Below are 25,167 nucleotides of genomic sequence, written 5' to 3' on the forward strand. Positions count from 1 at the left end.
CAGCGGACAGTTTTCGGTTCATTGGCATTCCATTCCTCCCTTGGAATTGAGGCGTCTTCCGGCGGAAGTCGCTTCAGGCATTTGCGGACCGGAACGGTCCCCAAATCTCGAACGGTCAGGCTCCAACGATCATGGAAACCAGCTCCTGTTTGTTGTCCTTGGTCGGCATGAGTTCACCAACCTTGCGGCCCTGGCGAAGCACCACGGCGCGATCGGCAAGCTCGACGACATGTTCCATATTGTGAGTTATCAGGATGACGGCGTTGCCCTGATCGCGCAGCGCAGCGACCAGGTTGAGCACCTGGCGTGATTCACGCAGGCCAAGTGCTGCGGTTGGCTCATCCAGGATCACGACCTTGCGGGCAAATACGGTCGACCGGGCCACCGCAATGGCTTGCCTTTGACCACCCGACATCATGGCAACGACGGCGTCCAGCCGCGGCAGCGTAACCTTGAGGTTTGTCAATAAAACGCGGGTCTCGGCGTCCATCTTGCGCTGTTGAAGAAATCGCAGGCCGCGTGGAAGCCATTGCGGCCAGGCCAGTTCGCGACCGGCAAAGAAGTTTTGTCCCGGCGTCAGATTGTCGAACAGCGCCAGGTCTTGATAGACGGTCTCGATGCCGGCAAAGCGCGCATCCGCAGGGGAGCGTATCTGCGTTGGCGCACCGTCCAGAAGGATTGCGCCGGCATCGAGTTGGTGCACGCCGCTGATGCATTTGGTCAGTGTCGATTTGCCCGCGCCATTGTCGCCGAGAAGCCCGAGGATCTCACCCCGCCGGACCTCGATGCTGACATCGTCCAGCGCCACAACCGAGCCGAAACGCTTGGTAGCACCGCGCACCGCCAGCACGGGATCATCCGTTGTGGCTGCATGATCGATGCTGGTCACAACGGCGCTCATGACTGCCTCCCGGCCTGCATGACACGCATGCGCCCTTCGAGATAGTTGCGCAGCACATCGGACTCGACCGCTATGACGATGACCACGCCGATGACGATGAGCTGGAAGAAGACGTTGACGTTGAGCAGGTTGAGCGCGTTGCGGATGACGCCGATCATGATGGCGCCGATCAAGGCATGGCCGAGATGGCCGCGGCCGCCGAGAAAACTGGCGCCGCCAATGATCACCGCCGCGATCGTATCCAGTTCCAGCAGATTGCCGAACAAGGGCGAACCGGCGTCGGTGCGGCCGGCAAGGATGACGGCGCCGATGCCGGCGCACAGCCCTGAAATCACATAAACCGAAACCAGGACCCAGGACACGGGAATGCCCATGCGCACGGCAGCGTCGGGCCGGCCGCCGACGGCATAGATCCAGCGCCCCCAGACCATTGTCTTGGCCATGACGAAAAGAACCGCGGCAACGCCGGCAACGACGAAGACCGATCCCGGCAGACCCCAGACCGCCTCGCGGCCGAGTGCGTCGATCGAACCCGGCATGCCAGGGATGGCGCGCCCGTCGGCCAGTTGCAGCGCCAACCCCTTGGCGATGCTCAATGTCGCCAGCGTGATGATAAAAGGATGCGGCAGCTGGCCGAAGACGTAGAAGAGCCCGTTGATGGCGCCCACCGCCGCACCGCATCCAACCATCACCGCGATCACCACGATGGCAGGAGCGCCGGCATGAAAGCTGAGCGCGCCGACGACGGAAGCCAGTGCAACGTTCGACCCGACGGAGAGATCGATCCCGCGTGTCAGGATGACCAGATGCTGGCCCATTGCCACCACCGAGATGACGGCGGTCTGGGCGAGGATGTTGCTGAGGTTGCGCCCTGTGAGGAAATAGGGTGACAGAAAGCTGAGAACGACGATCAGCAGCACCAGGATGACGACCGGACCAGCGCTCAGCAGGGCCAGGCCAAGCGCAAGGCCGGGAACAGCTTCCTGCTTCCTGGAAGCTGGCAACGCGGCCTCGCCGGCAGTGGTGCCGGTGTTTCCCGTTTCAGGCAAAATTCCCCTCCCCGCCGAAGCTCGTGCGAGCCGCGTCGTCAAAAACTCAAATCATGCTTAGGTCCTCTTCTTATCGATAAAAAACAACTGGCTTGATTGGGTCAAGTTGTTTTTTATGGATAAAGTTCATGCTAAAAAGGACAAGGTATTGTTTGGAGGAAGGTGCGATGCGAACCGACACCGTCTACAAGAAGGCCTTCAATCGAACTGCAACTATGCTGCGAGATGGACAACTGGTCGGGGGGCTTCCCTCCGAAAATGAGCTGAGGCGGCTCATCGGCGTCAGCCGCACCACCGTCCGAAAGGTTCTGCAAGAACTTGTTCGCCGCGAGCTTGTCACCGTACGCAACGGCATCAGGACAGTGGGACGAGAGGTCGATGAGAACGACTGCTATCCCGACGCCGAAACAACGCCACGCGCCAAGCATGTCGAACAACAATTCATGGAGTGGATGCTGCGGGGTGACACCAGGCCCGGAACAAGTATCAACGAGCTGGAGCTCGCACGGCAGTTCGGTGTGGCGACCAACGGAATTCGCGAGTTCCTGATACGCTTCAGCCGCTTTGGGCTGATCGAGAAAAGACCTAATACAGGCTGGCTTTTCAAGGGCTTTACGGAGGATTTCGCACTCGAGCTGTTCGAGATTCGGGTGATGTTTGAACTGCGTTCCGCGCAACTGTTTTCGCGGCAGCCAGACAGTTCTCCCCTTTGGTCAAAACTCGCAGCGCTGAAGATGGCGCATGCCGATTTGCTGGAGCAGATTGAAAGCCGCTTTCACGACTTCTCCGGCCTCGACAACCGCTTCCACAGGCTCATAAACGAGGCGTCACCGAACCGCTTCATCGATGATTTCTACGACATCATCACCTTCATTTTTCACTACCACTATCAATGGAACAAGCAGGACGAAAAGCAGCGCAACCTTGCCGCGCTGCACGAACACCTCGCCTATATCGATGCGCTTGAGAGCCGTGACTCCGCCCGGATCGAGGCGGCCTGCCGCGCGCATCTGGCTTCAGCCAGGGAAACGCTCATGCGTTCGCTGATTGGGTTCGATGAATGATGGATTAGAGGCGCCACTCCCATTGAAGAGAACCGACGCACCTCAGGAATGCGTCGGTTCCAGGAGTTTACGCGTGGCGGATTTCCGTTCCCAGCACCTTCAAACATTCGCGGATGAACGCGGCAAGCGCCGTCCAACCCTTTGCCGAAACCATCGTCCCATCGACATAAGCATCGGTGGGAGAGAGGTCGATGTAGGTGCCGCCAGCAAGCGTCACCTCCGGCTCGCAAGCCGCGAGCGCCGCCACCTTCTTGCCACGGACGACGCCGTCGACCGCGATCAGAATCTGTACGCCATGGCAGATCGTGAAGATCGGTTTTTTGGCCTCGTGAAAATGACGGACCATCGCCTGCACGCGCTTGTCGGTGCGAATGTATTCGGGGCCACGACCGCCGGCGCAGTATACAGCATCGTATTGGCTCAGCTGCTTCTCAGCGTCGGCAAAGGTCTTGTTGATCAGCGCATTGTGACCGGGCTTTTCGGTATAGGTCTGGTCGCCTTCGAAATCGTGCAGCGACGTCTTGATCGTGTCTCCGGCGCTTTTGTCGGGGCACACGACATGAACGGTGTGTCCCACCGCTTCCATCGCCTGCTGATAGACGAAGATTTCATATTCTTCGGTGAATTCACCGGTCAGCATCAGTATCTTCTTGCCTGGCATGGCGCTTCCTCTCGGCTTATTTCAAGGCGAGGCGCACTTCGCGCCCGCCTTCTACGGGATCAAGATCGGGTCAAATCGCGGACTGGGGAACGATATTCCTTGGCGTGGTCGTGGGTGATCGGCGGCTCGTTGACGATGCTTCGGACAAGCGACATCGCGATGGCTACTCGAACGCAGGCAGGAGCCGGTCCCGCGAATTCTCGATGTGCACGCGCATGACCTTTTCGGCGGCGTCGGGATCGCCCGCAGCGAAGGCAGCGAGAATAGCCTCGTGCTCGTCGAGCGCCTCTTCGGTCACCCGCGAGTGGTACATCAGGCGGAAGATATGGAAGTGGGTGTGCTGGTGATTCAGCGTCTCGCGAATGAGCTCGTTCTGGGCGAACTCGACGATCTTGTCGTGGAAGATCGCATCCTGACGGGCGAAGTTCGAATAACGTAGGCGTTCATCTTTCCCCACCCGCCGGGCCATGACGCCAGCCGCCTCCCGCAGCACGGTCAGGCGCTCATCGTCCATTGTGGCAGTGGCTTTGGCCGCCGCGGCAGGTTCAAGCAGAAGGCGCAGCTCGTAAAGCTCGTCAAAGCGCCTGCGGGTGATTTGCGGAGCGGCCCGATACCCGATCAGGTGGGTCTTCAACACCAGGCCCTCGCCCTCCAATCGGCCAAGCGCTTCGCGAATGGGAGTATGCGAGACGTTGAATTCCTTGACGAGATTGTCGACGGTGATGCGCGATCCCGGAGCAATTCTCAAAGACATCAATTGCGCGAAGATTGCTTCGTACACGTCGCCAGCCAGGCTGTTGGCGCGCTGGATGCGGCCGCTAGCGCGGGCTTCATCGTCAACCGTCAGGTCGGTGTTCTGCATCGTTTGCCTCTTGACAGAAGCACCCACTAACACGATGCTCCGCCCAATTCAATCCTATATCCTATACGATTTTATAGAGGATACGCATGAGAATCACCCGGAGCGTCGCGGCCGGTCTCCGGAACGAAGCCTATTCTCTTGGCTCCCAATCCGTCTTCGAAGGATCCTGTGCATGACCTTGTTTGCAGCGGCGCGCCTGCCGCGCGAGATCCTGTTCGGCAAAGGCCAGCGCCATGTGCTGCCTGCCGTTGCCGCCAGATATGGGCGGCGCGCGTTCGTCTGTACCGACGAGCGTTTTGCCGCGACATCGCAGTTCGCCGAGATTCTTGCTGGCTTGCACAACGCGGCGATAGACACGCTGGTCTACGACCGAACGCTGCCGGATGTGCCCCGCGACAGCGTCGCCGCCTGCATTGCGGAAGCGAAGGATCTCGAGCCGGACATGGTGATCGGAATCGGCGGCGGCAGTTGCCTCGACATGGCCAAGTGCGCAGCACTTCTGCTCAGCCATGGCGGCAGGCTCGAGGATTACTATGGCGAGTTCAAGGTACCAGGTCCTACCCTTCCCGTGATCGCCGTGCCGACCACGGCCGGGACCGGCTCAGAGGTGACCCCCGTCGCGGTGATCTCCGATCCGGATCGGACGCTGAAAGTAGGTATCTCGAGTCCCCACCTCATCGCCGCTGTGGCGCTTTGCGACCCGGACCTGACGGCGACATGTCCACCCTTACTGACGGCGATCGCCGGCGCCGATGCGCTGACGCACGCAATCGAGGCTTTCACCGCCGCCAAACGCGGCGCTGATCCTCATTTGCCGCAGCAGCATGTCTTCGTCGGCAAGAGCGCTCTGACCGATCATTTCGCACTTCTGGCCATCAGGCTGCTTGGCCGCAGTCTCGAAAAGGCATATCGCGACGGATCGGACGAGGATGCGCGCGCCGATGTCATGATGGGAGCGCTGGCCGCCGGTTGCGCCTTTGGCACGGCGGGAACCGCAGCCGCGCATGCGGTGCAATATCCTGTCGGCGCGCTTACCCATACTGCGCATGGTCTGGGCGTCGCCACCATGCTGCCCTATGTGATGAACTACAACCTTGCCGCCGCGGCCGCAGAGATTGCCGAAGTCGGCGCTGCCCTCGGCCTTCCCCCTAAGAGCGGCGACGGTGCCGATGCATGGGCGCACGCCACCATCCGGGAGGTGAGCCGGCTGTTTGGCGCCATCGGCATCCCATCGACCCTGGCCGAACTTGGCCTTGCCGAGGACAAGATCGATTGGACAGCCGAGCAGGCGCTCGGCATAGGCCGGTTGATCAAGAACAATCCCCGTCCCTTCGACCTCGCCGCGATGCGACGGCTGGTCAGGGCTGCTTATGACGGCGACATGTCCGCCACCATGATGTGATCGACCAGGAGCTCATCCCATGAATATCGCCGCAGACATATCCGACGAGGATCAAGACATGTTCGACTACGCCACGGCCTCGCACGGTCTCTACATCGGTGGACGCTGGCAGCCCTCGTCCGAGGGCGGCGTGATCGAAGTGGTCGATCCATCGACCGAAGCCGTGATCGCGGCGGTTCCCGATGCCACGCTCGCCGACGCAGCCTCCGCCGTCGACGCGGCCGCGAAGGCAGCGGCCGGCTGGCGCGAGACCCCGCCGCGCAGACGTTCGGAAATCCTGCGGCGTTGCTTCGAACTGATGACCGAGCGGGCGGAGACGTTGGCTGCGCTGATCTCGCTGGAGAATGGCAAGGCGCTGCGCGATGCGCGCGGTGAAGTCGCTTACGCGGCGGAATTTTTTCGCTGGAACGCCGAGGAGGCGGTCCGCATCAGCGGCGAGTTCGGCATTGCGCCCTCGGGCGCGAACCGGATCATTGTCGACTACCAGCCCATCGGCATTTGCGTGCTCATCACGCCATGGAATTTTCCGGCCGCCATGGCGACACGCAAAATCGCGCCGGCGCTGGCGGCCGGCTGCACGGTTATCCTGAAGCCCGCCAGCGAGACGCCGCTGACCGCCTATGCGCTAGCAGCGCTCTACGCGGAAGCCGGCGTGCCGCCTGGCGTCGTCAACGTCCTGACGACCTCGACCCCAGGGCCGGTGACGGCGGCCATGCTGGCCGATCCACGCGTGCGAAAGCTGTCATTCACCGGCTCGACTGGCGTCGGCCGCCTGCTCCTTGCCGAGGTCGCAAAACACGTCATCTCCTGTTCCATGGAGCTTGGCGGCAACGCACCGTTCATAGTCTTCGACGATGCCGACCTGGAAACGGCGCTCGACGGTGCGATGGTTGCCAAGATGCGCAATGCCGGCGAAGCCTGCACGGCCGCCAACCGCCTTTACGTGCAGGCCGGCATCCATGATGCCTTCACCGATGGGTTGAGCAAACGCATGGCCGCGCTCACAATAGGCCCTGGCACACACTCGGAAACCGAGTGTGGTCCGATGATCACCAGGAAGTCCGTGGACAAGATCGACCGGCTCGTCCAGGACGCGGTTGCCCGTGGCGCCAAGGTTCTGTGCGGTGGAGCGATCGCCGAAGGCAAAGGTTACTTTTACCCACCGACGGTGCTTCGCGACGTGTCCGTCGACGCTGCAATGGTACATGAGGAGATATTCGGTCCGGTGGCGCCGATCATGCGCTTCGGCAGCGAGGCGGATGCCATCGCAAAGGCCAATGACACCGAATACGGTCTCGCGGCCTACATCTACTCGCGTGACCTGGCCCGAGGGATGCGTGTGGCATCGAAGATCGAGTCGGGCATGATCGCCCTGAACCGCGGCCTGATGTCGGATCCGGCGGCGCCTTTCGGCGGGGTCAAGCAGAGCGGGCTGGGCCGCGAAGGTGGTCAGAAGCACGGCGTTGCCGAGTTCATGGAGGCGAAGTACATCGCCGTGACCCTGTGAGCGGACACGCCAAAGATCCGTTTCGCATTCGCGACCACGTGGTCGAGTTCGACGACATCGTCGCCGAGATCGTGCGCAGAAGCGAGGCTACCAGGGCGAACGTTCCAATGGTCGCCGATGTCGCCTACGGGCCTGACGCCACGGAGACCATGGATCTGTTCTTTCCCCAGGGCGAACGAGACCGCCTGCCGGTGCACATGTTCATCCACGGTGGCTACTGGCGCATGTTCTCCAAGCGCGACTATTCCTATGTCGCCGAGACCGTGACGAAGGCAGGTGCGATCGCGGTCATTGTCGACTACGCGCTGATGCCTGCCGTCAGGATGGCCACGATCGTCGACCAGGTGCGCCGCGCCAGGCGATGGGTGCTCGACCATATTGCAGACCATGGCGGCAATCCCGATCTGCTGACCGTCAGCGGTCATTCCGCCGGAGCGCATCTGGCAACGATGCTTTTCGACGGCGACAGCCAGCCTTCCCGCATCAAAGCCGCACTGCTGCTCGGCGGCCTTTACGACCTGAAGCCGTTGCAGACCTCGTTCCTTGCCGCCGAGATCGCGATCACCGATGAAGACGTCCGCCGGTTCTCGCCGATCGACCACAGCTTCGATCCATCCGTGGCCGTTGAGATCGCGGTCGGCGCCGATGAAACGCCACCCTTCCACGGCCAGGCCGCAATCTTCGCGAACCAGCTGGAAAAACAAGGACTGGCTATTTCGCGCACAACGCTTGCGGCGGTCAATCACATGAGCAGCGTCCGCGACCTTGGCCTGGCGGGCACCGATACCGCGTCACTGTTGGCCCGCCTCGTGGCCGTGTGAACCTTGTTGCGCATGTGGCGCCGGTGAGAAATGCCTCCATCACCGTTGCCGCCATCCTGCCGGAAGGCATGCATCAGGCCGCCGGCGGCTGCATCTCTCCGGTGTAGAACTGTCGGGTCATCTCGGCACCGGCACGCGCCCTTGCTGGGTCCTCGCCGGCCGCAATGTCGGCTTCGCCCCAGCCGGTGCTGGAGGTCCGCACGAAGTCCTTGCCCTGTACCGTGGTCGGCCATGCCGCGGCTTCCGCGGGGTCGATGGCGGTGGCGGAATCGGCGATGTGCCACGCCAATCCCATGAGGCCGAGTTCCCAGCCGACGCCGACCGCGCCCGGTCCGAACGGCGGCAGGTTCGGATCTATGATCGCGGCGTGCTCCAGCTCGAGCCGTGTGCCCTGGCCGTCCGGCGTCAGCGTGACGGTGACCCACGTAACGTTGCTGCCAAACTCCCAGGTCGCGCCGATCCGCTCGTGCGGCCGGCACTCGGTAATCGTGCCGCCAGCATTGCCCTGGAACTGGTAGCGGCCACCAAGCGCGAGGTCGCCGCTTACCGGCAGGAACCATCTCTCCATTCGCGGCTTGCTGGTCAGCGCATCCCACAGGTTGGCCGCAGAGGTATCGTAGACGCAGGAGGCGATCATCGCTTTGGCGGGCTTGCCGTCGCGCTCTAGATTGCGGACGGTCCGGGTCATTGTGTTCATGTGGGCGCTGAGGTCAAAGGTCATGGTGGAACTCCAACGTTGAACGAGGCAAGAGCCATGCTTGCGGGACAGTGGTGAGCAAATATCAGCTGATCGAGCGCGCCTGGGTCGAACAAGAAGATCGCCACGTCCTGGATCTCCCAACGTGCCGGTCGGCGCGATATTCTCTTTGGCCTCGAAGACGTTGCCCAAAGCCCACCGGATGTAGAAAAAGGGCATAGCGGCCAGATACAGGTTCGGTACCCACCACAGAGGGTCAAGCTCCTGCCTGAGTGACCAAAACGAAATCGCCATCAATCCTGAAGCATGCATCAATGTGAGAGCAACAAGGACCAGGACCTTCGCCTTTCCATGGTCGCCTCGCCCGGAGAGATGGACGGCGTAGAGACCCAGCAGGGCGAAGACGATGTCGATCGGAAAATAGGACCAGTTCCAGGCGACGAGAATGGGATTCGTGTAGTCGCTGTAAACCAGACTGGGCGGAAACAAACCCATTGCAGTCGAGAACCAGTACAGGAGAAAGAATATGTCTGTCGCGGCGATTTGCCGGCGAAGAGACCGTGGCATAGAGCTCATCGACAACGCTTCCAATATTGGTCGCTTGCGTCGATTTGCAGTGGCGTAGAGATTGCACCTAACCCAGTCACTCGGTCACTCGGGTCCAGATTTCAGACTGGCAAAGGAGACCTGCAAGGGCGCATCCCTTGAGTTTGAGCTTCGACTCTCCTTCAGGCGCCAGTTTGCCGTTGTAAGTTCGACCGTCGAGCGGATTGTAGAGCTTGCCCTCATACTTGCCATTGTTTATCTGGCCGAGTTCGCTAAGCAGCGTAAGACCGAGCAAAGGCCTGTGCTTGAGGTTCGCTTGTGGGTTGAATTTGTCCAGCCAAGCCTTGCCCGTCGCAGGATCATTGGGCTCTTTGAGCCAGACAATTTGCCCGCATATGTTGCTGCCGCAGGCTTCAAAACGCACCCGAGAGGAGCCGTCTTCCGTCAGCCAGGTTCCCGAGAGAGGTTGTGCTCCAGAAGCAGACGCTAGTAGGCTGAGGGACGCAGCGATGGCTAAGGATACAAAACTGGATTTCGACATAATCGATCCTATATGGACAGTGTCCATATCTTTATAATCCGATATGGACGGTGTCAATATGAAGAGCGCACGCGCTAACGCCCATCAAGCCTATCATCATGGCGACTTACGCCGCGCGTTGGTGGCTGCCGCTTTGGCGGCCCTGGATGAATCGGGTGTTGACGCCGTAACGATCCGCGAAGTCGCACGTCGTGCAGGTGTTGCTCATTCGGCCCCGGCGAACCATTTCAGGGATCGCGCGGCGCTGCTTACAGCCGTTGCGGTGCAGATCTTTGGAGACGTCCAGCAAGCGGTGGAAAATGCCCTGGCCAAAGGGCCGGCGGGCCGTGATGAACGTTTGAGCGTCTTTGCCGATACGGTCGTACAGTTCGCCTTGGGCCATCCAAATCGCTATCGGCTCCTGTGGCGCAAGGATTGCCTTGATGCGACAGACGTGAACCTGGACGCTGCGGGAACGGTCATCTACGAGACCGTGAAGCAAGTGCTCGGGCCCGTGGCGACCACCCACACGATCAGCGCTGACACACAAGTGATTGCCGCATGGTCGATGATACATGGCTACGTGAGTTTACGGCTCGATGGCACATTGATTGACGGCTCTGACGAGGCAAATGCCAAGCCTCGTGCGGCAGCGATAGTTGATGTCCTGATCAAGGGACTATGACCCGTGTGTCCGCCGTTTTGGGACGCTCCATCACCCGTGCGCGGCGCCGCCACCAAGGAAGAGGCGGCGCAAAGTCTGGCCACCCTCATCACGAGCGGACTGTCCAGGCCCGCGCCAACCCCCAGATACGCGTCGGAGGCATCATGAGCGGACCACTGTTCCACAAGATCGATTGCGTGATGCTCAAGGTGGCTGACCTGGATGCCGCTCTTGGGTTCTACTCCGAATCCCTTGGGCATCCGCTTCTCTGGCGATCGCCAGATGCAGCCGGGCTGGGAATGCCGGGAACAGACACGGAGCTGGTCCTTCACACCGATCTGGGTCCCGAGGTGGATCTGCTTGTGGACGATGTTGACGCCGCGGCGGAACGTTTCGTCGAAGCGGGTGGCGCTATTATCAAGAAGCCGTTCGACATCCCGATCGGCCGTTGCGCCGTCGTCCGCGATCCGTTTGGCAATGCCATGGTGATGCTTGACCAAAGCAAGGGCTCCTTCGTCACCGATGCGACCGGGCGCGTGCTGCGCGTCGAGTAGTACTCGAGCACATCGCCGACCATGGGGGCGATCCCGGCCGACTGACTGTCAGCGGCCACTCCGCCGGTGCCCATCTCGCCACCATGCTGTTCAATGATCCGAGCCTATCGTCAGACATCAGAGGCGCGCTGCTCCTTGGTGGGTTGTATGAGTTGAAGCCTCTGCAGACCTCGTTCCTTGCCACCGAGATCGCTATAACGGATGAGGAGGCCACCAATTTGTCGCCTCTGACACATGACTTCGATCCGTCAGCAGAGGTTGCGATCGCTATCGGCGGCGAGGAAACGCCGCCATTTCTTGGCCAGGCCGAGGCATTCGCCAGGCATCTGAGAAAGCAGGGGCTACATGTCTCTCAAACCATCATCGCCGGCGCCGATCACATGAGCAGCGTTCGCGACCTCGGTATGGATGGAACCCGCGCTGCGGATTGTTTGGCCAAGCTTATCCAGCGCGATGGAACTCCTGCACACAATGCAGCGACCAGGTCAGTGCCATAAAAAACGGGGAGCGATGGTCGGTGCGGTCAGCAACATGGAGGGTGAAAGTGTGGATTCCCCTGCGGACCAACAGTCAGGTGTTCTGGGCGCTCGCTGCTGCGTCTCAGCCAAGTGTTGGCTACTCATATCTCCTATTAGCAAGGTTTTCGTCGCCCGGGCGAGGCTCGTCCAACCGGCGCCCCAGAGCAAGCCTACACGAGGGCCTGACGCACCGTTGTCGCCTCCCTATTCCGCGCCACTTGAATGTCAGAACAAGAATTTTCTGACGCATGGAAGCCACTGTCACATCAGTTCCGATTGGACAGTCATAATCATTTCCTTTGCTTTTCGCTGGAAGCCACGGCTTCGCAGCGTTGATCTGGTAAGTGAGGTCAGGCAGCCGGCAAGCCTGGATCGACGCCGGTCATGGCGATGGAGACGTCCCAGAGCCGCTTCGCGAGCGCAGGATCTTCGGCATGCGGCGCGCGCTTTGCTTCGCCGGCTACACCGCGGATTCCGCCAAAGCCGGTGGGACCGTAATAGCCTGCGGGCTTTACCTTGCCGGTCGCAGCCAGAAGTGCCGGCCACGCGCCCTTGTCGGCGCTATTGAGCAACAGGCCGACGATTGGGCCCACGATCTGGATCAGCCCCATGTGACGGCCAAGACTTGTGGCGGCGACTCCAGGGTGGACGCCGATTGCTGTGACGGGTGACTTCGCCGCGCGCAGGCGACGATCCAGTTCGAAGAAGAACAGCGCATTCGCCAGCTTGCTGGCGCCGTAGCGCTCGGTCTTGACGTAGCTCTTGTCGGCGTTGACGTCATCCCAGTCGATCTTGGCCTTCAGATGCGCGACGCTTGAGGTCACGACCACCCGCGCTCCCGGAGTCTCCGCCAGCTTCGGCAGGAGCAGCGAGGTGAGCGCGAACACGCCGAGATGATTGATGCCGAACTGCGATTCGAACCCCTGCTTCGTGCGCGTCAGAGGCGGGTTCATGATCCCAGCATTGTTGATGAGTGCATCGATCCGTGGCTCCTTCGCGGCGATCTCGGCTGCGGTGCGAACGCTCTCCAGGTCACCGAGGTCCAGCGGCAACCAGACGAGATCGGCATTCGGCGTGATCCGCTTGATCCGCGCGATGGCATCCTGCGCCCTGGTCTGCTCGCGGCAGCCAAGCAGGACGCGCGCGCCCCTGGCGGCAAGCACCCGCGCGATTTCGAACCCGACCCCGGCGTTGGCGCCGGTGACGATGAAGCTTTTTCCCGTCTGTTGGGGGACGTCGGCTTCGGTAAAACCCTTACTATTCGACATTTTCGATCCTTATATGTGAGTGCTTACATGCTCATTTATCAGTTAAAACTCAGGCGGCGGACCCCTTCCAGAACAGGTCGAACCCGGCCTGCCGGATGGCGTCACTTTCCAGAGGTTTGGCTGTGACCGCGTTGATGCTGATGTCGGCAAAGTCGAAGAGAATGGTATCGATATAGAAGGCGATCCGGTCAGGCGCGGCATGGCCGGCGAGACACTCGTCCACCATCTTCCGTGCATCCCGCTGCATGGCGTGGCACTGGTTCCGGCTTTCCGCCGTCACGCGATCCGACACCTTCAACTGGCGAAGGGCCTTGCGCGCCGTGGCGTGAGCCAGTCCCCAGTCAATCAGACGGTTCCAAACCGCGAATAGCCGCTCTTTGGCGGAGTCGTCCGCGGGATATGGTGCCAGCATCGTCTCTGTGAGGTCGGTCTCGATCTCGAGAAAGAGCTGGTTGAGCAGATCGTCCTTGGTTGGAAAGTAAGTGAACAGCGTTCCCTCAGACACGCCAGCAGCCTTTGCTATCTTGGCCGTGGACGCGGCTGTGCCTAGGTTGGCAACGAACTCGGCCGCTGCATCGAGCAGTGCCTGTCGCTTTTCTTCACTGAGGGGACGCGCCATATTTCCGTCTAACGATATTGAGTGAGTGGATGCTCAATTATATAGAGAATGGCATGAGATTGGTCAAGTGATGCCGCCCGCATCTTTCGCGGTCCACGCCAACCAACCTCGAATAAAGATTGTGTGGGCACACACCATGAGGCTGCGGCTGTCTTTTCAATAAGGGACGCCGTGGGGATCGAGGTATCTGTCGAAAGGGAAATGCATTGGATTCAGGGCCTTGATTGCAGTCCCGAGGCATCATCATGCCTACTTCGATAGGAGCAGGTGATGGCGTGTCCAGCCCTGACTAATCCAAAAGCGTGAACGGCACCACAAGCGGACATTATTCGGTATCTATCGAGATGTGAGAACCGCCTACACTACGACACAGTTTCCCGCAGTATCCGAAACTACGCTCCCGCTACTCCCACTCGATTGTTAAAATAGCGTATAACCAATTGAAATCATTGTCAAATATTTCTCTACAGCCGTGCAAATACCGACAATAGGACCGTCAAAAAATTACGCTTTTGATTTTAAAGGGAAAATCGCCGAAAAAAATATTTTGAGGTTTCACCACCTATCGGCACCAATCGGACGATTCTTTGCACTTTGAGCTTTCTACGAGGCGCGCCTGCCGTCTCGAAAACTACCGTCAACAGCAGCAACTAGGGCATTATTTCGTTGCAAAATCAATGGGTCATCTACAGGAAATCAATACGTTAGCGGGTGGTTCGCCAAACCGTTTCCTTCGTATTCTCTCGTATGGAATGGTCTGGCGAACCAAAGGACCAAGAAGACGACTAGTTTCCATGGGAGCGGTGCCTCATTTCTATGCACAAAGAAGATCGTAACCGATTGAAGCAACCGGTGGCAGTCATTTGCACGAGTAAGCGCATTGACTCCGGAGGGCTTGGGCGCCCTCCAGTGATCGCCGCAATCATCGAACGGACTACCGCGGTAGCTTTCACTGCGGAGCGACAACTGACCTTCGGCGTCATCAGAAAAAGGCGGACTTGGACGCGGTTCTGGTCTATGCCGACGCTCGTTGCCGGTCCGCCGGCCTTTTGCAACTGGTCCATGCATGAAGCGCCAGCCCACGACGTCGAGCCTGTTACGCCGACTCAATCGTTCGGCCGTGGTGGATTTGATCCGCACCGAAGGAGTGGCATCACCTTCGAGTCTCGCCGGGCGGCTGAACATCAGCCTGCCGACGGTGATGCGGGTGATTGAGGATCTGATTGCCGAGGATTTGGTGGCGTATGACGGGTTTGACGAGTCCAATGTCCGGGGCCGTCCCCGGGCACGCATCAAGTTCCGCGGCGCGGCGCATGCGATCATCGGCATCGAGGCCGGCAAGGGTGAGTTCTATGGCGCCGTGGCTAATCTCGAGGGCGTCGTGCAGACCGAAATGCACGAGACCGCCGACGATGATGGCGAGCGCAATTTCGAGAAGCTGGTCGGCCTGATCCGCCGGCTGATGGCGGCCCCCCACCCGCGCGGCCAGACCATTCGCGGCATCGGCATTGGCCTGCCCTCGATCGTCAGGCAGCCGGAGGGCGAAGTGGTGCTGACGCTCGGGCTCGGCTGGCGCGACATGCCGTTGCGGGCGCGGCTCAGCGAACATTTTCAGATGCCCATCGTCGTCGAGAACGGGCGCAACCTCGCCGCCGTGGGCGAATGGGGATTCGGGGCCGGGCGTGGCGCCGACAGTGTCGTGAGCCTCTCGATCGGGCCCGGTGCCGGCGCGGGCGTCGTGATCGACGGCAAGCTCTATGGCGGGCACTCGCATGCGGCGGGCGAGCTCGGCTGGTATCTCGATGACCCACTCCTTACCGGGCGGCCGTTCGAACATCTGGGCGACAAGCAATCGCTCCGCTTTTTCGGCATCCCCGAACAGGCGACCAAGATGCTCGAAGAGGCCAACACCCAGTATGCGGCGGGAAAGCTCACCCTGGCTGCCGTCACCAACCGGCAGGCGGACCAAATCGCGCCAGTCGTGACCGAACTGCTCGACTATGCGACGATGGCGGTGGGCAGTGTTGCTGCCTTCATGAATCCCGAAATCATCATACTGGCGGGCCGGATCGTCGGCGGCGGTGATCTGGTGCTCGATGTGCTGCGGCATCGCCTTAAGGGCAATGTGTACGACCCGCCGCGCCTCGTGATAGGCGCGCTGGGTCACCGCGATATCGTCCTGGGCGCGGTGCGTCTGGTGCTCGATGCGACGACCCTCAATCCTGCCGACAGCCTCGTGATGGCCGACTGAAGATCAATCGATCGCAATTGACAGCAACTGTCGGTAGGCATTAAGTTTCTAACTGAAAGAAAAACCGCGCCCTGCGTCCTGTGGGAGCGTATCTTTCATGGGAGGACTTCAATGACGAAGATTTTCAATCCGCTTGGGCGGATGATGCAGCGTCGTGACTTCTTGAAAGTTGCGGGTGCGAGCGTTGCGGTAGCGGGTCTGCCTGCGGCAGTTCGCGCTGCCGAGCCCGTCAAGGTGCTTGTATGGTCGTGGGTGCCGAATCTCCAGCTTGAGGTAGACATGTTCAACGCCGCGCATCCGGGCATCCAGATCGAACTCGTGAATCCCGGCCAGGGGGACCCGTTGTATAACGCGCTCCGCGCGGGCGTGCAGGCGGGCAGCGGCCTGCCGGACGTCGCCCAGATCGAATACCAGCACCTCGAGAGCTTCCGCCAGGTCGACGCCCTCGCAGACATCGGCCAGTACGCCAATGGCCATAAGGGCGAGTTCCCCGAAGGCCTATGGGCGCAGGTCGCCATGGGCGATGTGGTCAACGCCACGCCGCAGGATTACGGTCCGATGGCGATGCTCTATCGCAAGGACATCTTCGACAAGCATGGGATCACGCCGCCCACCACCTGGGCCGAGTTTGCCGATGCGGGCAAGAAGATCCATGCGGCCGATCCGACTGTGTTCATGACCGACGCGCCGTTCGGAGCCAACGCCGACTGGGTCTTGGGTCTGTTGTGGCCGATGGGCTGGAAGCCGGTTAGCCGCGATGGCGACAAGCTCGTGATCAGGATCAACGACAAGATTGCTAAGGACTTCGCCGCCTATTGGCAGGACCTTATCACCGCGGGTGTTATCGAGACCAAGCCGGGCTTCAACAATGAGTGGTACACCGGCCTCGACTCGGGTCGCTATGCCACCTGGCTCGCTGCGGGCTGGGGTCCGCTGTTCCTGACCTCGGTCGCCAAGACCAGCGTGGGCAAATGGCGTGCCGCCGATCTGCCGCAGTGGGACGCGAGCAAGTTCGTGACTGGCGCTTGGGGTGGCTCATCGCTGGCCGTGATGAAAGCGACCCAGCATCTGCCCGAGGCCGCCGAAGTCGCGATCTGGTTGAACACGAATCCCGAAGCCACAAAGCTCTACACCACCAAGCAAAACTTCTTCCCCTGCACCAACGCGCTGTTGTCGAGCCCGGAATGGGCGAGCGCCAAGCCGGAATTCTTCGGCGGCCAGGAGGTGAACAAAGTGTTTGCCAAATCGGCGAGTGCCGTGGCGCCGTTTGAGTGGAGCCCGTTCCAAGGCTTCCTCTACCAGTCGATGTCCGATGAATTCGGCGCCTCGATCAGCGGCAAGGGCACGCTGTCGGATGCGTTCGACCGCGTCCAGGACGCCGTGGTTACCTACGCGAAGGACCAAGGCTTCACCGTGGCCTAACTCCTCCCGGGCACCGGCCGGGCGCGCCTTGATCGGCGCGCCCGATCTCTTCATCTTGCCGGACGAGGGACCCATGGCAATGTCGAATTCGCCAACCGCACGGACGCGCCCAGCGCGATTGGGCGGTTTTACGTCACGAAAGCTCGCGCCCTATCTGTTCCTGGCGCCCTTCATGCTGCTGTTTATCGCCTTCATCGTCGCGCCGCTGGTCTATGCGTTCTACATGAGCCTCTACCGCGACACGCTGGTGGGCGGACGGCAGTTCGCGGGTGCAGCCAGCTACATCAAGGTCGCGGACGACGCCAAATTCTGGGGCGGCGTGTGGAACCTCGTTCTGTTCGGCATCGTGCAGGTGCCGATCATGCTGGCCCTGGCGTTGTTGTTCGCCATCGTGCTCGATCGTGGTCAGGTTTATGCCAAGGGAGTCTTCCGGCTCGGCTTCTTCCTCCCCTACGCTGTGCCGAGCGTGATCGCGACGATCATCTGGGGTTATCTCTACGGCCCCACCTTCGGCCCGTTCACGCAGATGGCCAAGGCGTTCAACCTGCCGCCGCCGGACTTCCTATCGCCGGGCGCGATGATCTTCTCATTGGCCAATATCGTGACGTGGGAATATGTCGGCTACAATATGGTGATCTACTACGCCGCGCTGAAGGCGATCCCGTCGGACCTCGCCGAGGCCGCGCGGATGGACGGCGCCTCGCCCTGGCAATTTGCCCGGCTGATCCAGCTGCCGCTGCTGTGGCCGGCGATCCTGCTCACCATTATCTTTTCGATCAACGGCACACTGCAGCTGTTCAATGAGCCGTACTTGATGCGCGCGCTCGCCAGCAACACCATCAATTCGAGCTACACGCCGAACCTCTATGCCTATTCTCTTGCGACTAAGAACCAGCAGTATGGCTATGCGGCCGCCGTTTCGTTCGTGCTTGGCATCGTGATCGCCGGTGCCTCCTACATCTTCACCCTGATCGCCAACCGCCGTCGGCCGGAGCAATGATGACTGCGACCACCGACATCGCCACTTTCGAAGCTGCCAGGCGCCGGCCCGGCGAAAGGCGGCGCTCGCGGATCATGCTCACGCTGCTGCTGTCACTGTTCCTTCTCTACAGCTTCATGCCGCTGGTCTATCTGGTCCTATCGGCAACGAAGACGAATGGCGACCTGTTCACCACGTTCGGCTTCGGCTTCGGCACCGAGTTCAACCTCTGGCAGAATCTGAGCGATCTTCTGGCGCGCGACAACGGCGTCTTCATGCGCTGGATGTTCAACAGCCTACTCTATTCGACCGTCGCCGGGCTCGGTGCCGCGATCTTGGCTACCGCGGCAGGCTATGCGTTAGCCAAATTCAAATTCGTCGGCCGCAATCTGCTGTTTGCGCTGGTCTTGGGCGCTGTGATGATCCCGCAGACGGCTCTCGTCGTGCCGACCTTCTTGCTGCTGGCGCTTTCGGGACTCAGCGACAATCCGCTGGGCGTGATCCTGCCCTCGATGATCTCGCCGATCGGCGTCTATCTGATGCGCGTCTATATCGAGCAGGGCGTCGACGACGAACTGCTCGACGCAGCGCGTCTCGATGGCGCCGGCGAGTTCGTGATCTTCCGCGCCATCGTGCTGCGGCTGGTGGCGCCGGGTATGGTGACCGTGGCGCTGCTCTCGTTCGTCGGGACCTGGAACAATTACTTCCTGCCGCTGATCGTGCTGCGCACACCGGAGTATCAGCCGATCACGGTGGGCCTTGCGACCTGGTATCAGCTCGCGCAACAGGGCGGTGGCGGCGGACAGGTGCTGTTCTCGATCATCATCACCGGCGCGCTGGTCAGCATCATCCCGGTCATCGTGGTGTTCCTGCTGCTGCAGCGGTTCTGGCAGGGCGGCCTCACCGCCGGCGCCATCAAATAGAACTATCGCCTGGAGTTTTCCGACTATGACGACTGCCTCGAAATCCGCGCCACTCTCTGTCTGGCGGCCGATCGCGACCGACACTTTCCTCGTCGGTACTCCGCATTACCCGGAGCATGTCGATGAGAGCTATTGGCAGCGCGACGCCGACCGCATGGCAGCCGCGGGCTTCAACGCGGTGCGACTTGCGGAATTCGCCTGGCATATTATCGAGCCGCATGAGGGGACGTTCGACTTCGATTTGTTCGACCGCGCCATACATGGGCTGGGTAAGGCTGGCATCAAGACCATCATGTGCACGCCGACGGCGACGCCGCCGCGCTGGCTGACGGCGCGTTATCCCGAAGTGTTGCGCGTCGATGCCAATGGCCGCGCCATGTGCCATGGCTCGCGCCAGCATGCCAATCTTGCGAGCGGCGTGTTCCGCGAGCATTCAAAGCGCATCACTAAAGCGATGGCCGAGCATTATCGCGGCAATTCGCACATCATCGGCTGGCAGACGGACAATGAGTTCAATACCTCTGGATCGCTGTCCTACGGTCCGGTGACTCTGGCCGAGTTCCAGGCCTTCCTCAAGGACAAGTACAAGACCATCGCCGCGCTCAACGATGCGTGGGGCGGGCATTTCTGGGCCACCGCCTACGACGATTTCGATCAAGTGGTGCTGCCCCTCGACTACGCTCCTGCCCCGGTCGGGCCGACCCATGTGGTCGACTATCACCGCTTCCTCGCCTTCGTCACGGCGCGGTTCCAGCACGATCAGGTGCTGATCCTGCGCGCCACCAATCCAGACTGGTTCGTCTTCCACAATTTGGGGCGGATCGACGACATTGACTTCCGCGGCGAGTTCTCGACCGATCTCGATTTTCTCGGCTTCGACATCTATCCGCATCTCGATGACGAGATGCAGCGGGTCGGCAGCGTCGGCGAGGCGCAGGCGCTGCGTCTCGACATCTGCCGCGGCTTCACCGGCAACTTCATCGTGCCCGAGCAGCAATCGGGCTTCGGTGCGCAGCCGAACTTCTCGACGCTGACGCCCGAACCCGGCGAGATGCGCCGTATGGCCTATACGTCAGTGGCGCGCGGCGCCGATGGCGTGATGTTCTTCCGCTGGCGGCCCGCGCATTTCGGTGCCGAGATCTATTGGATGGGCATCATCGATCACGACGACATCCCGCGCCGGCGCTATGACGAGGCCAAGCAGTTTGCGGGTGAGGTCACGGCGCTCAAGGACAAGATCCTCGGCACGCATGTGCGCATGGATTTGGGCATCGCCGGATCAGATTTCGACAATCAGGAGATGCACCGCTCCTGCCCAATCGGCATGCCGAGCCCCCAGGACGATGCGACGCTGCTGCACCGCTATTGCTACCGCCACAACATCGCCTGCGGCTTCATCCATCCCGAGGATGATCTCAGCAAGCTCAAGGCGCTCTACGTGCCGCATTGGCTGAAATGGACCGATGCGTGGACGGCGCGGATCGAGGCCTTCGCCAAGGCGGGTGGAACGGTAATCCTGGGCGGCCGCACCGGATCACGCGACGTCAACAACCACGTCATCCGCGACACCTCACCGGGTAAGAGGCTCTCGGCGCTGGCCGGGATCACGGTCGAGGAGTTCGGGTTGCTGACGCCGATCGGCGGCGACGGCATGTTCGAACATGGCGGCCGCTTCGGCGCCAACACGGTGCGCAAGAAGCTGCCGGCGACGTCGGCGAGCCGCCAATACAAGCTCAAGATCGGGAATGCGCAGGTGACGGCGGCGCATCTTTATGAGCTGCTTAACATCGCGCCCGACACGGCCGTTATCGGCAGCTGGGCCAGCCGCTTCGCCGAGGGCCAAGCCGCGATGACTTCGCGCAAAGTCGGTAAGGGCAAAGTGATCTACCTCGGCACGTACCTCAGCGATGCTCTCGTCGAGGTGCTGGCTGATCAGGTGCTGGTGCCCGCCGGTATCGTGCCGCTCATCGCCGACATGCCGGCCGGTGTCGAAGCGACCATCCGCGAGAGCAAGGACCGCCGCCTGCTGTTCATCCTCAACACGCTGGGCGAGTTGGCAAGCATCCGCAGTGTCCCCGCGGGCAGGGATCTGCTCGGCGATGGCAAAGTACGCGGCGGTAAGCTGTCGCTCCCGGCCTATGGCTGCAGCATCATCGAACTCGACTAGGGATGTTGTCGCGAGGCCTTGGGAAACGCTCTAGGCATCTTTGTGCTGCCACGTGCCACGACTTTCAGTGCGGCCGTCACGAACACGCTTTTCGTACGTCCCTCGATCCTTTCGATGAGAAGCCGTGCCGCGTTTGCGCCAAGTTCATGAACATCCTTCTGATCACCATCCCGCCGCTGATCGTCTACCTGTTCTTCAACCGGCAAATCGTCGCGGGCATGACGGCTGGCGCTGTGGACCCGTGTCCGCTTTGGGCCAAACCCGGACATCATGTCGCCCAAGCCGAACGGCTGCTTTGAGGAAACGGCAAATTTGATCTCAACAGCCGACATGAGGCGGTGGGTTCAACCGGTCATCGCAACACGCTTTAATCTGAGAGGATTAAGAGGTGTTGCATGGTGACGTCACGGATCTGGTTTACGTCAGCGCAGAAGGCCGAGCTTTGGGAGCGATGGAAGCGAGGTCAGAGCATTTCGTCGATCTCGCGGGCACTTGACCGCCGGAACAAGACCGGCGTTCAGCGGATCGTATCCTTGCGCGGCGGCATTGCTCCGTCAGCTAGGCGTAGAGCGGCCTTGGCGCTGGGGCTGGCGGAGCGCGAAGAGATCTCTCGCGGGATCGCGGCGGGTCTCGCAATCCGCGCTATTGCACGAAGTCTCGGGCGATCCCCATCGACAATATGTCGCGAGATCTCGCGCAATGGCGGTGCACAAACGTATCGTGCAACCCGGGCTGACAAGCATGCTTGGGAGCGAGCGCTGCGCCCGAAGAAGTGTCGCCTGGCATGCTCTGGGCGACTACGATGGTGGGTAGCGCAAAAGCTGGCGCTGCAATGGTCGCCGGAGCAGATAGCGGGCTGGTTGAGGCGAGAGTACCCAGGCGATCCAAGCATGCGGATATCTCATGAAGCGATCTATCGCAGTCTATTCATCCAGTCGCGAGGGGTGCTCAAGAAGGAACTGACAGCGCATCTGCGTACCAAACGACAGATGCGCCTCGCCAAAGGCGCACAGAGCCGGACGGGGCAAGGACAAATACTCGATATGATCTCCATCCGCGACCGCCCCGCCGAGGCGGAGGATCGTGCCATCCCAGGTCATTGGGAGGGTGATCTGCTCACCGGTGCTAACGACACGAACATCGCCACCCTCGTCGCGCGACACAGCCGGTTCACAATGCTTGTAAAGGTGGCGAGGAGGGACTCGACCACCTCGTGGCGGCCCTTGCCGAGAAGATCGGCACATTGCCCGAAGAGTTGCGGCGCTCGTTGACATGGGACCAGGGCAAGGAGATGGCTCGTCACAAGAGCTTCACCGTTGCCACCGACCTACAGGTCTACTTCTGCGATCCGCGCAGTCCCTGGCAGCGCGGCAGCAACGAAAATACCAACGGTCTGCTCAGGCAGTATTTCCCCAGAGCTACCAACTTCTCCCACGTCTCGCAGGACCAACTCAACGCCGTCGCCCTGCGGCTCAATCAGCGACCCCGAAAAACCCTGGACTTCGAAACGCCGGCCGATAGGCTACAGAAGGTGTTGCGATGACCTATTGAACCTACTGGCGCAAAGCTGCCATTCGGTAGAAAATAAATGCGGTCAAACGCGGCTGCGGCACCGCCCCGAGTATCTCGCTATTCTCGCCAGTGGCGATGGCGACCGCGAGCCCGGTTTCAGAACGATGGCGTCGATCACTTCTGTCTGTTCATCGATCAAATGGCGGGTCCGGGCGTTGACCTGCGGCGGATTCGAGTAGCGTTCGCCTTCTGCCAATGGCACAGTCCGTAAGCAATCAACGAGGCGAAAATGACACGCGTAGTGATCATTGGCGGCAGCGGGCATGTCGGCACGTACCTGGTGCCGCGGCTGGTCGAGGCCGGATATGAAGTGGTCAATGTCAGCCGCGGCCAGCGCGCGGCCTATACGCTGAATGCGGCGTGGAAATCGGTCAAGCCAGTGGTGATCGACCGCGACGCGGAGGAGAAGGCTGGCACCTTCGGCGAGAAGGTCCGCGCTCTGAAGGCCGATATCGTAGTGGACATGATTTCCTTCACCCTCGACAGCACCAGGCAGATCGTCGGCGCGCTGCGAGGCGAGGTGCAGCACTTCCTCCATTGCGGCACCATCTGGGTCTACGGGCACAACACCGCGATCCCGGCGACAGAGGACCAGCCGAAAAATCCGTTCGGCAGCTATGGCACGCAAAAGGCCGAGATTGAGACCTGGCTGCTCAACGAAGCCAGGCGAAACGGGTTTCCAGCCACGGTGTTTCGGCCCGGCCATATCGTGGGGCCCGGCTGGGAGCCGCTCAATCCGGCGGGCCACTTCGACGTCGGCGTGTTCTCCCAGATCGCCCGTGGCGAGCCGCTGGTGCTGCCCAATTTTGGCAACGAGACAGTACACCACGTGCATGCCGACGACGTAGCACATATGGTGATGCGAGCCATCGCGAACTGGAGCAACGCAGTGGGCGAGGCCTTCAACACCGTCTCGCCACAGGCGATCAATCTGCGAGGCTACGCCGAGGCCATGTACAAATGGTTCGGCCACGCCCCGCAGCTGAGTTACGAGCCGTTCGATACGTGGAAGGGCAAGCAGACCGAAGAAAACTGGCGCGCCACCTGGGAGCACATTGCACGCAGCCCGAGCCATTCAATCGCCAAAGCGCGGAACCTCCTGGGCTACGACCCGCGGTATTCGTCGCTCCAGGCAGTGCATGAGTCCGTCGAGTGGCTGGTGGCGAACGGGAAACTCAGCCGGTAGGAGTGCCCAGATACTTCTCAGCCTCGGCGCAGGTCGAAACCCGCATTGCGTCTATCAAATGAGAGTGCGTGTTTTCTCGCCAAGCGTAACTCGACCCTTGGAGGGCTGATGGGAGGAACTGATGGATCTCAAGAAACTCATCGCTGCCGTTTCGCAATCCCTTTTGCGCCGACTACCTCGAACGGCGCGGTTGGCCCAGGTCGATCGACAAGTTGCGCACCCACGATCTGCTCCTCATCCCCCGCGGCGATGGTCTCCCTTGGCGTTTGTCGCTTCGCGACAAAGACGGCGTGGAGCACCAGGTCCGGCTCACCGCAAATGATCCCAAGGCAATAGATCGCATGGTGCTTAAAGGGGCTGGGATTGCGGCTACGGCGAGATATGTGGCTGCGCCTGAGATCGAGGCCGGCAATCTCGTTCGCGTTCTGCCCGACTGGAGCGTTCCAGCCGTCGATGTCAGTCTAGTCATGCCTGCCGGCAAGGAACGCAGCCCGGCTGCAAGAGCCTTCATCGACTTTATGCGCCAACAGGTTGTCGGCAACCGCCGCTGGTTTGACGATGGGGCGTGACAGGCCTCACCATGTAATCAGTGGCGAACGATGCCGCCAGGCGTCGCTATGCACCTGGTCAAGGACAAATTTCGCAACGTCCTCCCGCGAGATGGCCCCGCCATGAAAGCCGGACAGATCGGTTAGAGTGCGGACATTGCCGCGTCCCGCCTTTTTGTTCAAAACGGATGGCCGGATGATAGTCCAATCGAGGTCGGACTTACGGATGACGGCTTCCTGCCGGTTCTTGTCCACATAGACGTTGCGCAGGAGCATCGCGAAAATCATGTTATCGAACAGGAACCCGCCATGTCCGGCGCTGTCGCCCGCGCCCATCCCAGTGATGGTGATCAGGCGCGAGATCCCGAAGCGCTTCAGCCGCTCGATGTCGATCGCCTCCGTGACAGGGAAAATCTGGTCGAATGTCGGATGACGGTTCACCGTGGATTCCTATGGCCGCAATAGT

At 60.8% G+C, this 25,167-nt stretch carries 24 protein-coding genes and 1 pseudogene; 16 read left to right on the forward strand and 9 right to left on the reverse strand.

Annotated elements, in window-relative coordinates; genetic code table 11:
* Positions 1-115 precede the first annotated feature (115 nt).
* Positions 116-880 carry an ATP-binding cassette domain-containing protein gene (locus tag AC1D1N_RS29705; RefSeq protein ID WP_192247747.1) on the reverse strand — a complete coding sequence of 255 codons (765 nt, stop codon included), beginning with the start codon at positions 878-880 and terminating at the stop codon, positions 116-118.
* Between the two features lie 17 nt (positions 881-897).
* Entirely contained in the window at positions 898-1,848 is a 951-nt protein-coding gene (locus tag AC1D1N_RS29710) for an ABC transporter permease (protein WP_477352852.1), read from the reverse strand.
* A 269-nt stretch (positions 1,849-2,117) separates the two neighbouring features.
* Here AC1D1N_RS29710 and AC1D1N_RS29715 point away from each other — a divergent pair, with 269 nt between their 5' ends.
* Positions 2,118-3,014 carry a GntR family transcriptional regulator gene (locus AC1D1N_RS29715; protein WP_352593208.1) on the forward strand — a complete coding sequence of 299 codons (897 nt, stop codon included), beginning with the start codon at positions 2,118-2,120 and terminating at the stop codon, positions 3,012-3,014.
* A 67-nt stretch (positions 3,015-3,081) separates the two neighbouring features.
* Here AC1D1N_RS29715 and AC1D1N_RS29720 read toward each other — a convergent pair whose 3' ends face one another.
* Positions 3,082-3,675 carry a DJ-1/PfpI family protein gene (locus AC1D1N_RS29720; protein WP_477352803.1) on the reverse strand — a complete coding sequence of 198 codons (594 nt, stop codon included), beginning with the start codon at positions 3,673-3,675 and terminating at the stop codon, positions 3,082-3,084.
* Positions 3,676-3,838: 163 nt separating this feature from the next.
* Complete coding sequence (locus AC1D1N_RS29725; protein ID WP_352593214.1) at positions 3,839-4,537, reverse strand: GntR family transcriptional regulator; 699 nt, start codon at positions 4,535-4,537, stop codon at positions 3,839-3,841.
* Between the two features lie 172 nt (positions 4,538-4,709).
* Between AC1D1N_RS29725 and AC1D1N_RS29730 the strand changes: the two genes are divergently transcribed.
* From AC1D1N_RS29730 to AC1D1N_RS29740, 3 genes are read left to right on the forward strand one after another with little or no spacing between them, the layout of a single operon-like run.
* Positions 4,710-5,939 (forward strand): iron-containing alcohol dehydrogenase, encoded by a 1,230-nt coding sequence (locus tag AC1D1N_RS29730; RefSeq protein WP_477352805.1) that lies wholly within the window; start codon positions 4,710-4,712, stop codon positions 5,937-5,939.
* 58 nt (positions 5,940-5,997) lie between these two features.
* The gene (locus AC1D1N_RS29735) at positions 5,998-7,446 is read left to right on the forward strand and encodes an NAD-dependent succinate-semialdehyde dehydrogenase (protein WP_477352854.1); all 1,449 of its coding nucleotides are present in this window, start codon (positions 5,998-6,000) and stop codon (positions 7,444-7,446) included.
* Positions 7,443-8,267 carry an alpha/beta hydrolase gene (locus AC1D1N_RS29740; RefSeq protein WP_477352807.1) on the forward strand — a complete coding sequence of 275 codons (825 nt, stop codon included), beginning with the start codon at positions 7,443-7,445 and terminating at the stop codon, positions 8,265-8,267. Before AC1D1N_RS29735 ends, AC1D1N_RS29740 begins: the two co-directional genes overlap by 4 nt.
* 73 nt (positions 8,268-8,340) lie before the next feature.
* Here AC1D1N_RS29740 and AC1D1N_RS29745 read toward each other — a convergent pair whose 3' ends face one another.
* On the reverse strand, positions 8,341-9,540 hold the full coding sequence (locus tag AC1D1N_RS29745; protein WP_477352809.1) for a DUF5360 family protein: 1,200 nt from the start codon (positions 9,538-9,540) through the stop codon (positions 8,341-8,343).
* Between the two features lie 67 nt (positions 9,541-9,607).
* Positions 9,608-10,051 (reverse strand): DUF2147 domain-containing protein, encoded by a 444-nt coding sequence (locus AC1D1N_RS29750; protein ID WP_352593229.1) that lies wholly within the window; start codon positions 10,049-10,051, stop codon positions 9,608-9,610.
* A 58-nt stretch (positions 10,052-10,109) separates the two neighbouring features.
* On the opposite strand from AC1D1N_RS29750, the gene AC1D1N_RS29755 reads away from it, so the two are divergent.
* The 3 genes from AC1D1N_RS29755 (at position 10,110) to AC1D1N_RS29765 (ending at position 11,745) form a co-directional block, all read left to right on the forward strand.
* Positions 10,110-10,715: a TetR/AcrR family transcriptional regulator gene (locus AC1D1N_RS29755; protein ID WP_352593232.1), complete on the forward strand. Its 606-nt coding sequence runs from the start codon at positions 10,110-10,112 to the stop codon at positions 10,713-10,715.
* A 143-nt stretch (positions 10,716-10,858) separates the two neighbouring features.
* Positions 10,859-11,248 carry a VOC family protein gene (locus AC1D1N_RS29760; protein ID WP_352593235.1) on the forward strand — a complete coding sequence of 130 codons (390 nt, stop codon included), beginning with the start codon at positions 10,859-10,861 and terminating at the stop codon, positions 11,246-11,248.
* 11 nt (positions 11,249-11,259) lie between these two features.
* Positions 11,260-11,745, forward strand: a complete 486-nt coding sequence (locus AC1D1N_RS29765; RefSeq protein ID WP_477352856.1) for an alpha/beta hydrolase — start codon at positions 11,260-11,262, stop codon at positions 11,743-11,745.
* Positions 11,746-12,116: 371 nt separating this feature from the next.
* Here AC1D1N_RS29765 and AC1D1N_RS29770 read toward each other — a convergent pair whose 3' ends face one another.
* A complete protein-coding gene (locus AC1D1N_RS29770) occupies positions 12,117-13,034 on the reverse strand; it encodes an oxidoreductase (RefSeq protein ID WP_477352812.1) in 918 nt (305 codons plus the stop codon).
* Between the two features lie 49 nt (positions 13,035-13,083).
* On the reverse strand, positions 13,084-13,653 hold the full coding sequence (locus tag AC1D1N_RS29775; RefSeq protein WP_477352814.1) for a TetR/AcrR family transcriptional regulator: 570 nt from the start codon (positions 13,651-13,653) through the stop codon (positions 13,084-13,086).
* Between the two features lie 1,066 nt (positions 13,654-14,719).
* Between AC1D1N_RS29775 and AC1D1N_RS29780 the strand changes: the two genes are divergently transcribed.
* From AC1D1N_RS29780 to AC1D1N_RS29820, 9 genes and pseudogenes are all read left to right on the forward strand, one after another.
* The gene (locus AC1D1N_RS29780; RefSeq protein WP_477352816.1) at positions 14,720-15,904 is read left to right on the forward strand and encodes an ROK family protein; all 1,185 of its coding nucleotides are present in this window, start codon (positions 14,720-14,722) and stop codon (positions 15,902-15,904) included.
* Between the two features lie 111 nt (positions 15,905-16,015).
* The gene (locus AC1D1N_RS29785; RefSeq protein WP_477352818.1) at positions 16,016-17,326 is read left to right on the forward strand and encodes an ABC transporter substrate-binding protein; all 1,311 of its coding nucleotides are present in this window, start codon (positions 16,016-16,018) and stop codon (positions 17,324-17,326) included.
* Positions 17,327-17,399: 73 nt separating this feature from the next.
* Positions 17,400-18,326, forward strand: coding sequence for a carbohydrate ABC transporter permease (locus AC1D1N_RS29790; RefSeq protein ID WP_477352820.1), 927 nt, complete (start codon positions 17,400-17,402; stop codon positions 18,324-18,326).
* The gene (locus AC1D1N_RS29795; protein ID WP_436258585.1) at positions 18,326-19,228 is read left to right on the forward strand and encodes a carbohydrate ABC transporter permease; all 903 of its coding nucleotides are present in this window, start codon (positions 18,326-18,328) and stop codon (positions 19,226-19,228) included. Before AC1D1N_RS29790 ends, AC1D1N_RS29795 begins: the two co-directional genes overlap by 1 nt.
* 25 nt (positions 19,229-19,253) lie before the next feature.
* On the forward strand, positions 19,254-21,395 hold the full coding sequence (locus AC1D1N_RS29800; RefSeq protein ID WP_436258584.1) for a beta-galactosidase: 2,142 nt from the start codon (positions 19,254-19,256) through the stop codon (positions 21,393-21,395).
* A gap of 146 nt (positions 21,396-21,541) precedes the next feature.
* A complete protein-coding gene (locus AC1D1N_RS29805; RefSeq protein WP_436262092.1) occupies positions 21,542-21,694 on the forward strand; it encodes a hypothetical protein in 153 nt (50 codons plus the stop codon).
* Positions 21,695-21,790: 96 nt separating this feature from the next.
* Positions 21,791-22,938, forward strand: a pseudogene (locus tag AC1D1N_RS29810) (IS30 family transposase).
* A gap of 258 nt (positions 22,939-23,196) precedes the next feature.
* Positions 23,197-24,153, forward strand: coding sequence for an NAD-dependent epimerase/dehydratase family protein (locus AC1D1N_RS29815; protein ID WP_436258582.1), 957 nt, complete (start codon positions 23,197-23,199; stop codon positions 24,151-24,153).
* A gap of 143 nt (positions 24,154-24,296) precedes the next feature.
* On the forward strand, positions 24,297-24,722 hold the full coding sequence (locus tag AC1D1N_RS29820; RefSeq protein ID WP_477352858.1) for a LysR substrate-binding domain-containing protein: 426 nt from the start codon (positions 24,297-24,299) through the stop codon (positions 24,720-24,722).
* Between the two features lie 6 nt (positions 24,723-24,728).
* Here AC1D1N_RS29820 and AC1D1N_RS29825 read toward each other — a convergent pair whose 3' ends face one another.
* Positions 24,729-25,115 carry an NAD(P)-dependent oxidoreductase gene (locus tag AC1D1N_RS29825; protein WP_436261917.1) on the reverse strand — a complete coding sequence of 129 codons (387 nt, stop codon included), beginning with the start codon at positions 25,113-25,115 and terminating at the stop codon, positions 24,729-24,731.
* Positions 25,116-25,167: the final 52 nt, after the last annotated feature.

Source organism: Mesorhizobium sp. P2_B5, from assembly GCF_056404775.1.

Coding starts and splice junctions, on each gene's coding strand:
- AC1D1N_RS29715 (WP_352593208.1), top strand. CDS start 2,118: ATGCGAACCGACACCGTCTACAAGAAGGCCTTCAATCGAACTGCAACT.
- AC1D1N_RS29720 (WP_477352803.1), bottom strand. CDS start 3,675: ATGCCAGGCAAGAAGATACTGATGCTGACCGGTGAATTCACCGAAGAA.
- AC1D1N_RS29725 (WP_352593214.1), bottom strand. CDS start 4,537: ATGCAGAACACCGACCTGACGGTTGACGATGAAGCCCGCGCTAGCGGC.
- AC1D1N_RS29730 (WP_477352805.1), top strand. CDS start 4,710: ATGACCTTGTTTGCAGCGGCGCGCCTGCCGCGCGAGATCCTGTTCGGC.
- AC1D1N_RS29735 (WP_477352854.1), top strand. CDS start 5,998: ATGTTCGACTACGCCACGGCCTCGCACGGTCTCTACATCGGTGGACGC.
- AC1D1N_RS29745 (WP_477352809.1), bottom strand. CDS start 9,540: ATGAGCTCTATGCCACGGTCTCTTCGCCGGCAAATCGCCGCGACAGAC.
- AC1D1N_RS29750 (WP_352593229.1), bottom strand. CDS start 10,051: ATGTCGAAATCCAGTTTTGTATCCTTAGCCATCGCTGCGTCCCTCAGC.
- AC1D1N_RS29755 (WP_352593232.1), top strand. CDS start 10,110: ATGAAGAGCGCACGCGCTAACGCCCATCAAGCCTATCATCATGGCGAC.
- AC1D1N_RS29760 (WP_352593235.1), top strand. CDS start 10,859: ATGAGCGGACCACTGTTCCACAAGATCGATTGCGTGATGCTCAAGGTG.
- AC1D1N_RS29770 (WP_477352812.1), bottom strand. CDS start 13,034: ATGTCGAATAGTAAGGGTTTTACCGAAGCCGACGTCCCCCAACAGACG.
- AC1D1N_RS29775 (WP_477352814.1), bottom strand. CDS start 13,653: ATGGCGCGTCCCCTCAGTGAAGAAAAGCGACAGGCACTGCTCGATGCA.
- AC1D1N_RS29780 (WP_477352816.1), top strand. CDS start 14,720: ATGAAGCGCCAGCCCACGACGTCGAGCCTGTTACGCCGACTCAATCGT.
- AC1D1N_RS29785 (WP_477352818.1), top strand. CDS start 16,016: ATGACGAAGATTTTCAATCCGCTTGGGCGGATGATGCAGCGTCGTGAC.
- AC1D1N_RS29790 (WP_477352820.1), top strand. CDS start 17,400: ATGGCAATGTCGAATTCGCCAACCGCACGGACGCGCCCAGCGCGATTG.
- AC1D1N_RS29795 (WP_436258585.1), top strand. CDS start 18,326: ATGACTGCGACCACCGACATCGCCACTTTCGAAGCTGCCAGGCGCCGG.
- AC1D1N_RS29800 (WP_436258584.1), top strand. CDS start 19,254: ATGACGACTGCCTCGAAATCCGCGCCACTCTCTGTCTGGCGGCCGATC.
- AC1D1N_RS29805 (WP_436262092.1), top strand. CDS start 21,542: ATGAACATCCTTCTGATCACCATCCCGCCGCTGATCGTCTACCTGTTC.
- AC1D1N_RS29815 (WP_436258582.1), top strand. CDS start 23,197: ATGACACGCGTAGTGATCATTGGCGGCAGCGGGCATGTCGGCACGTAC.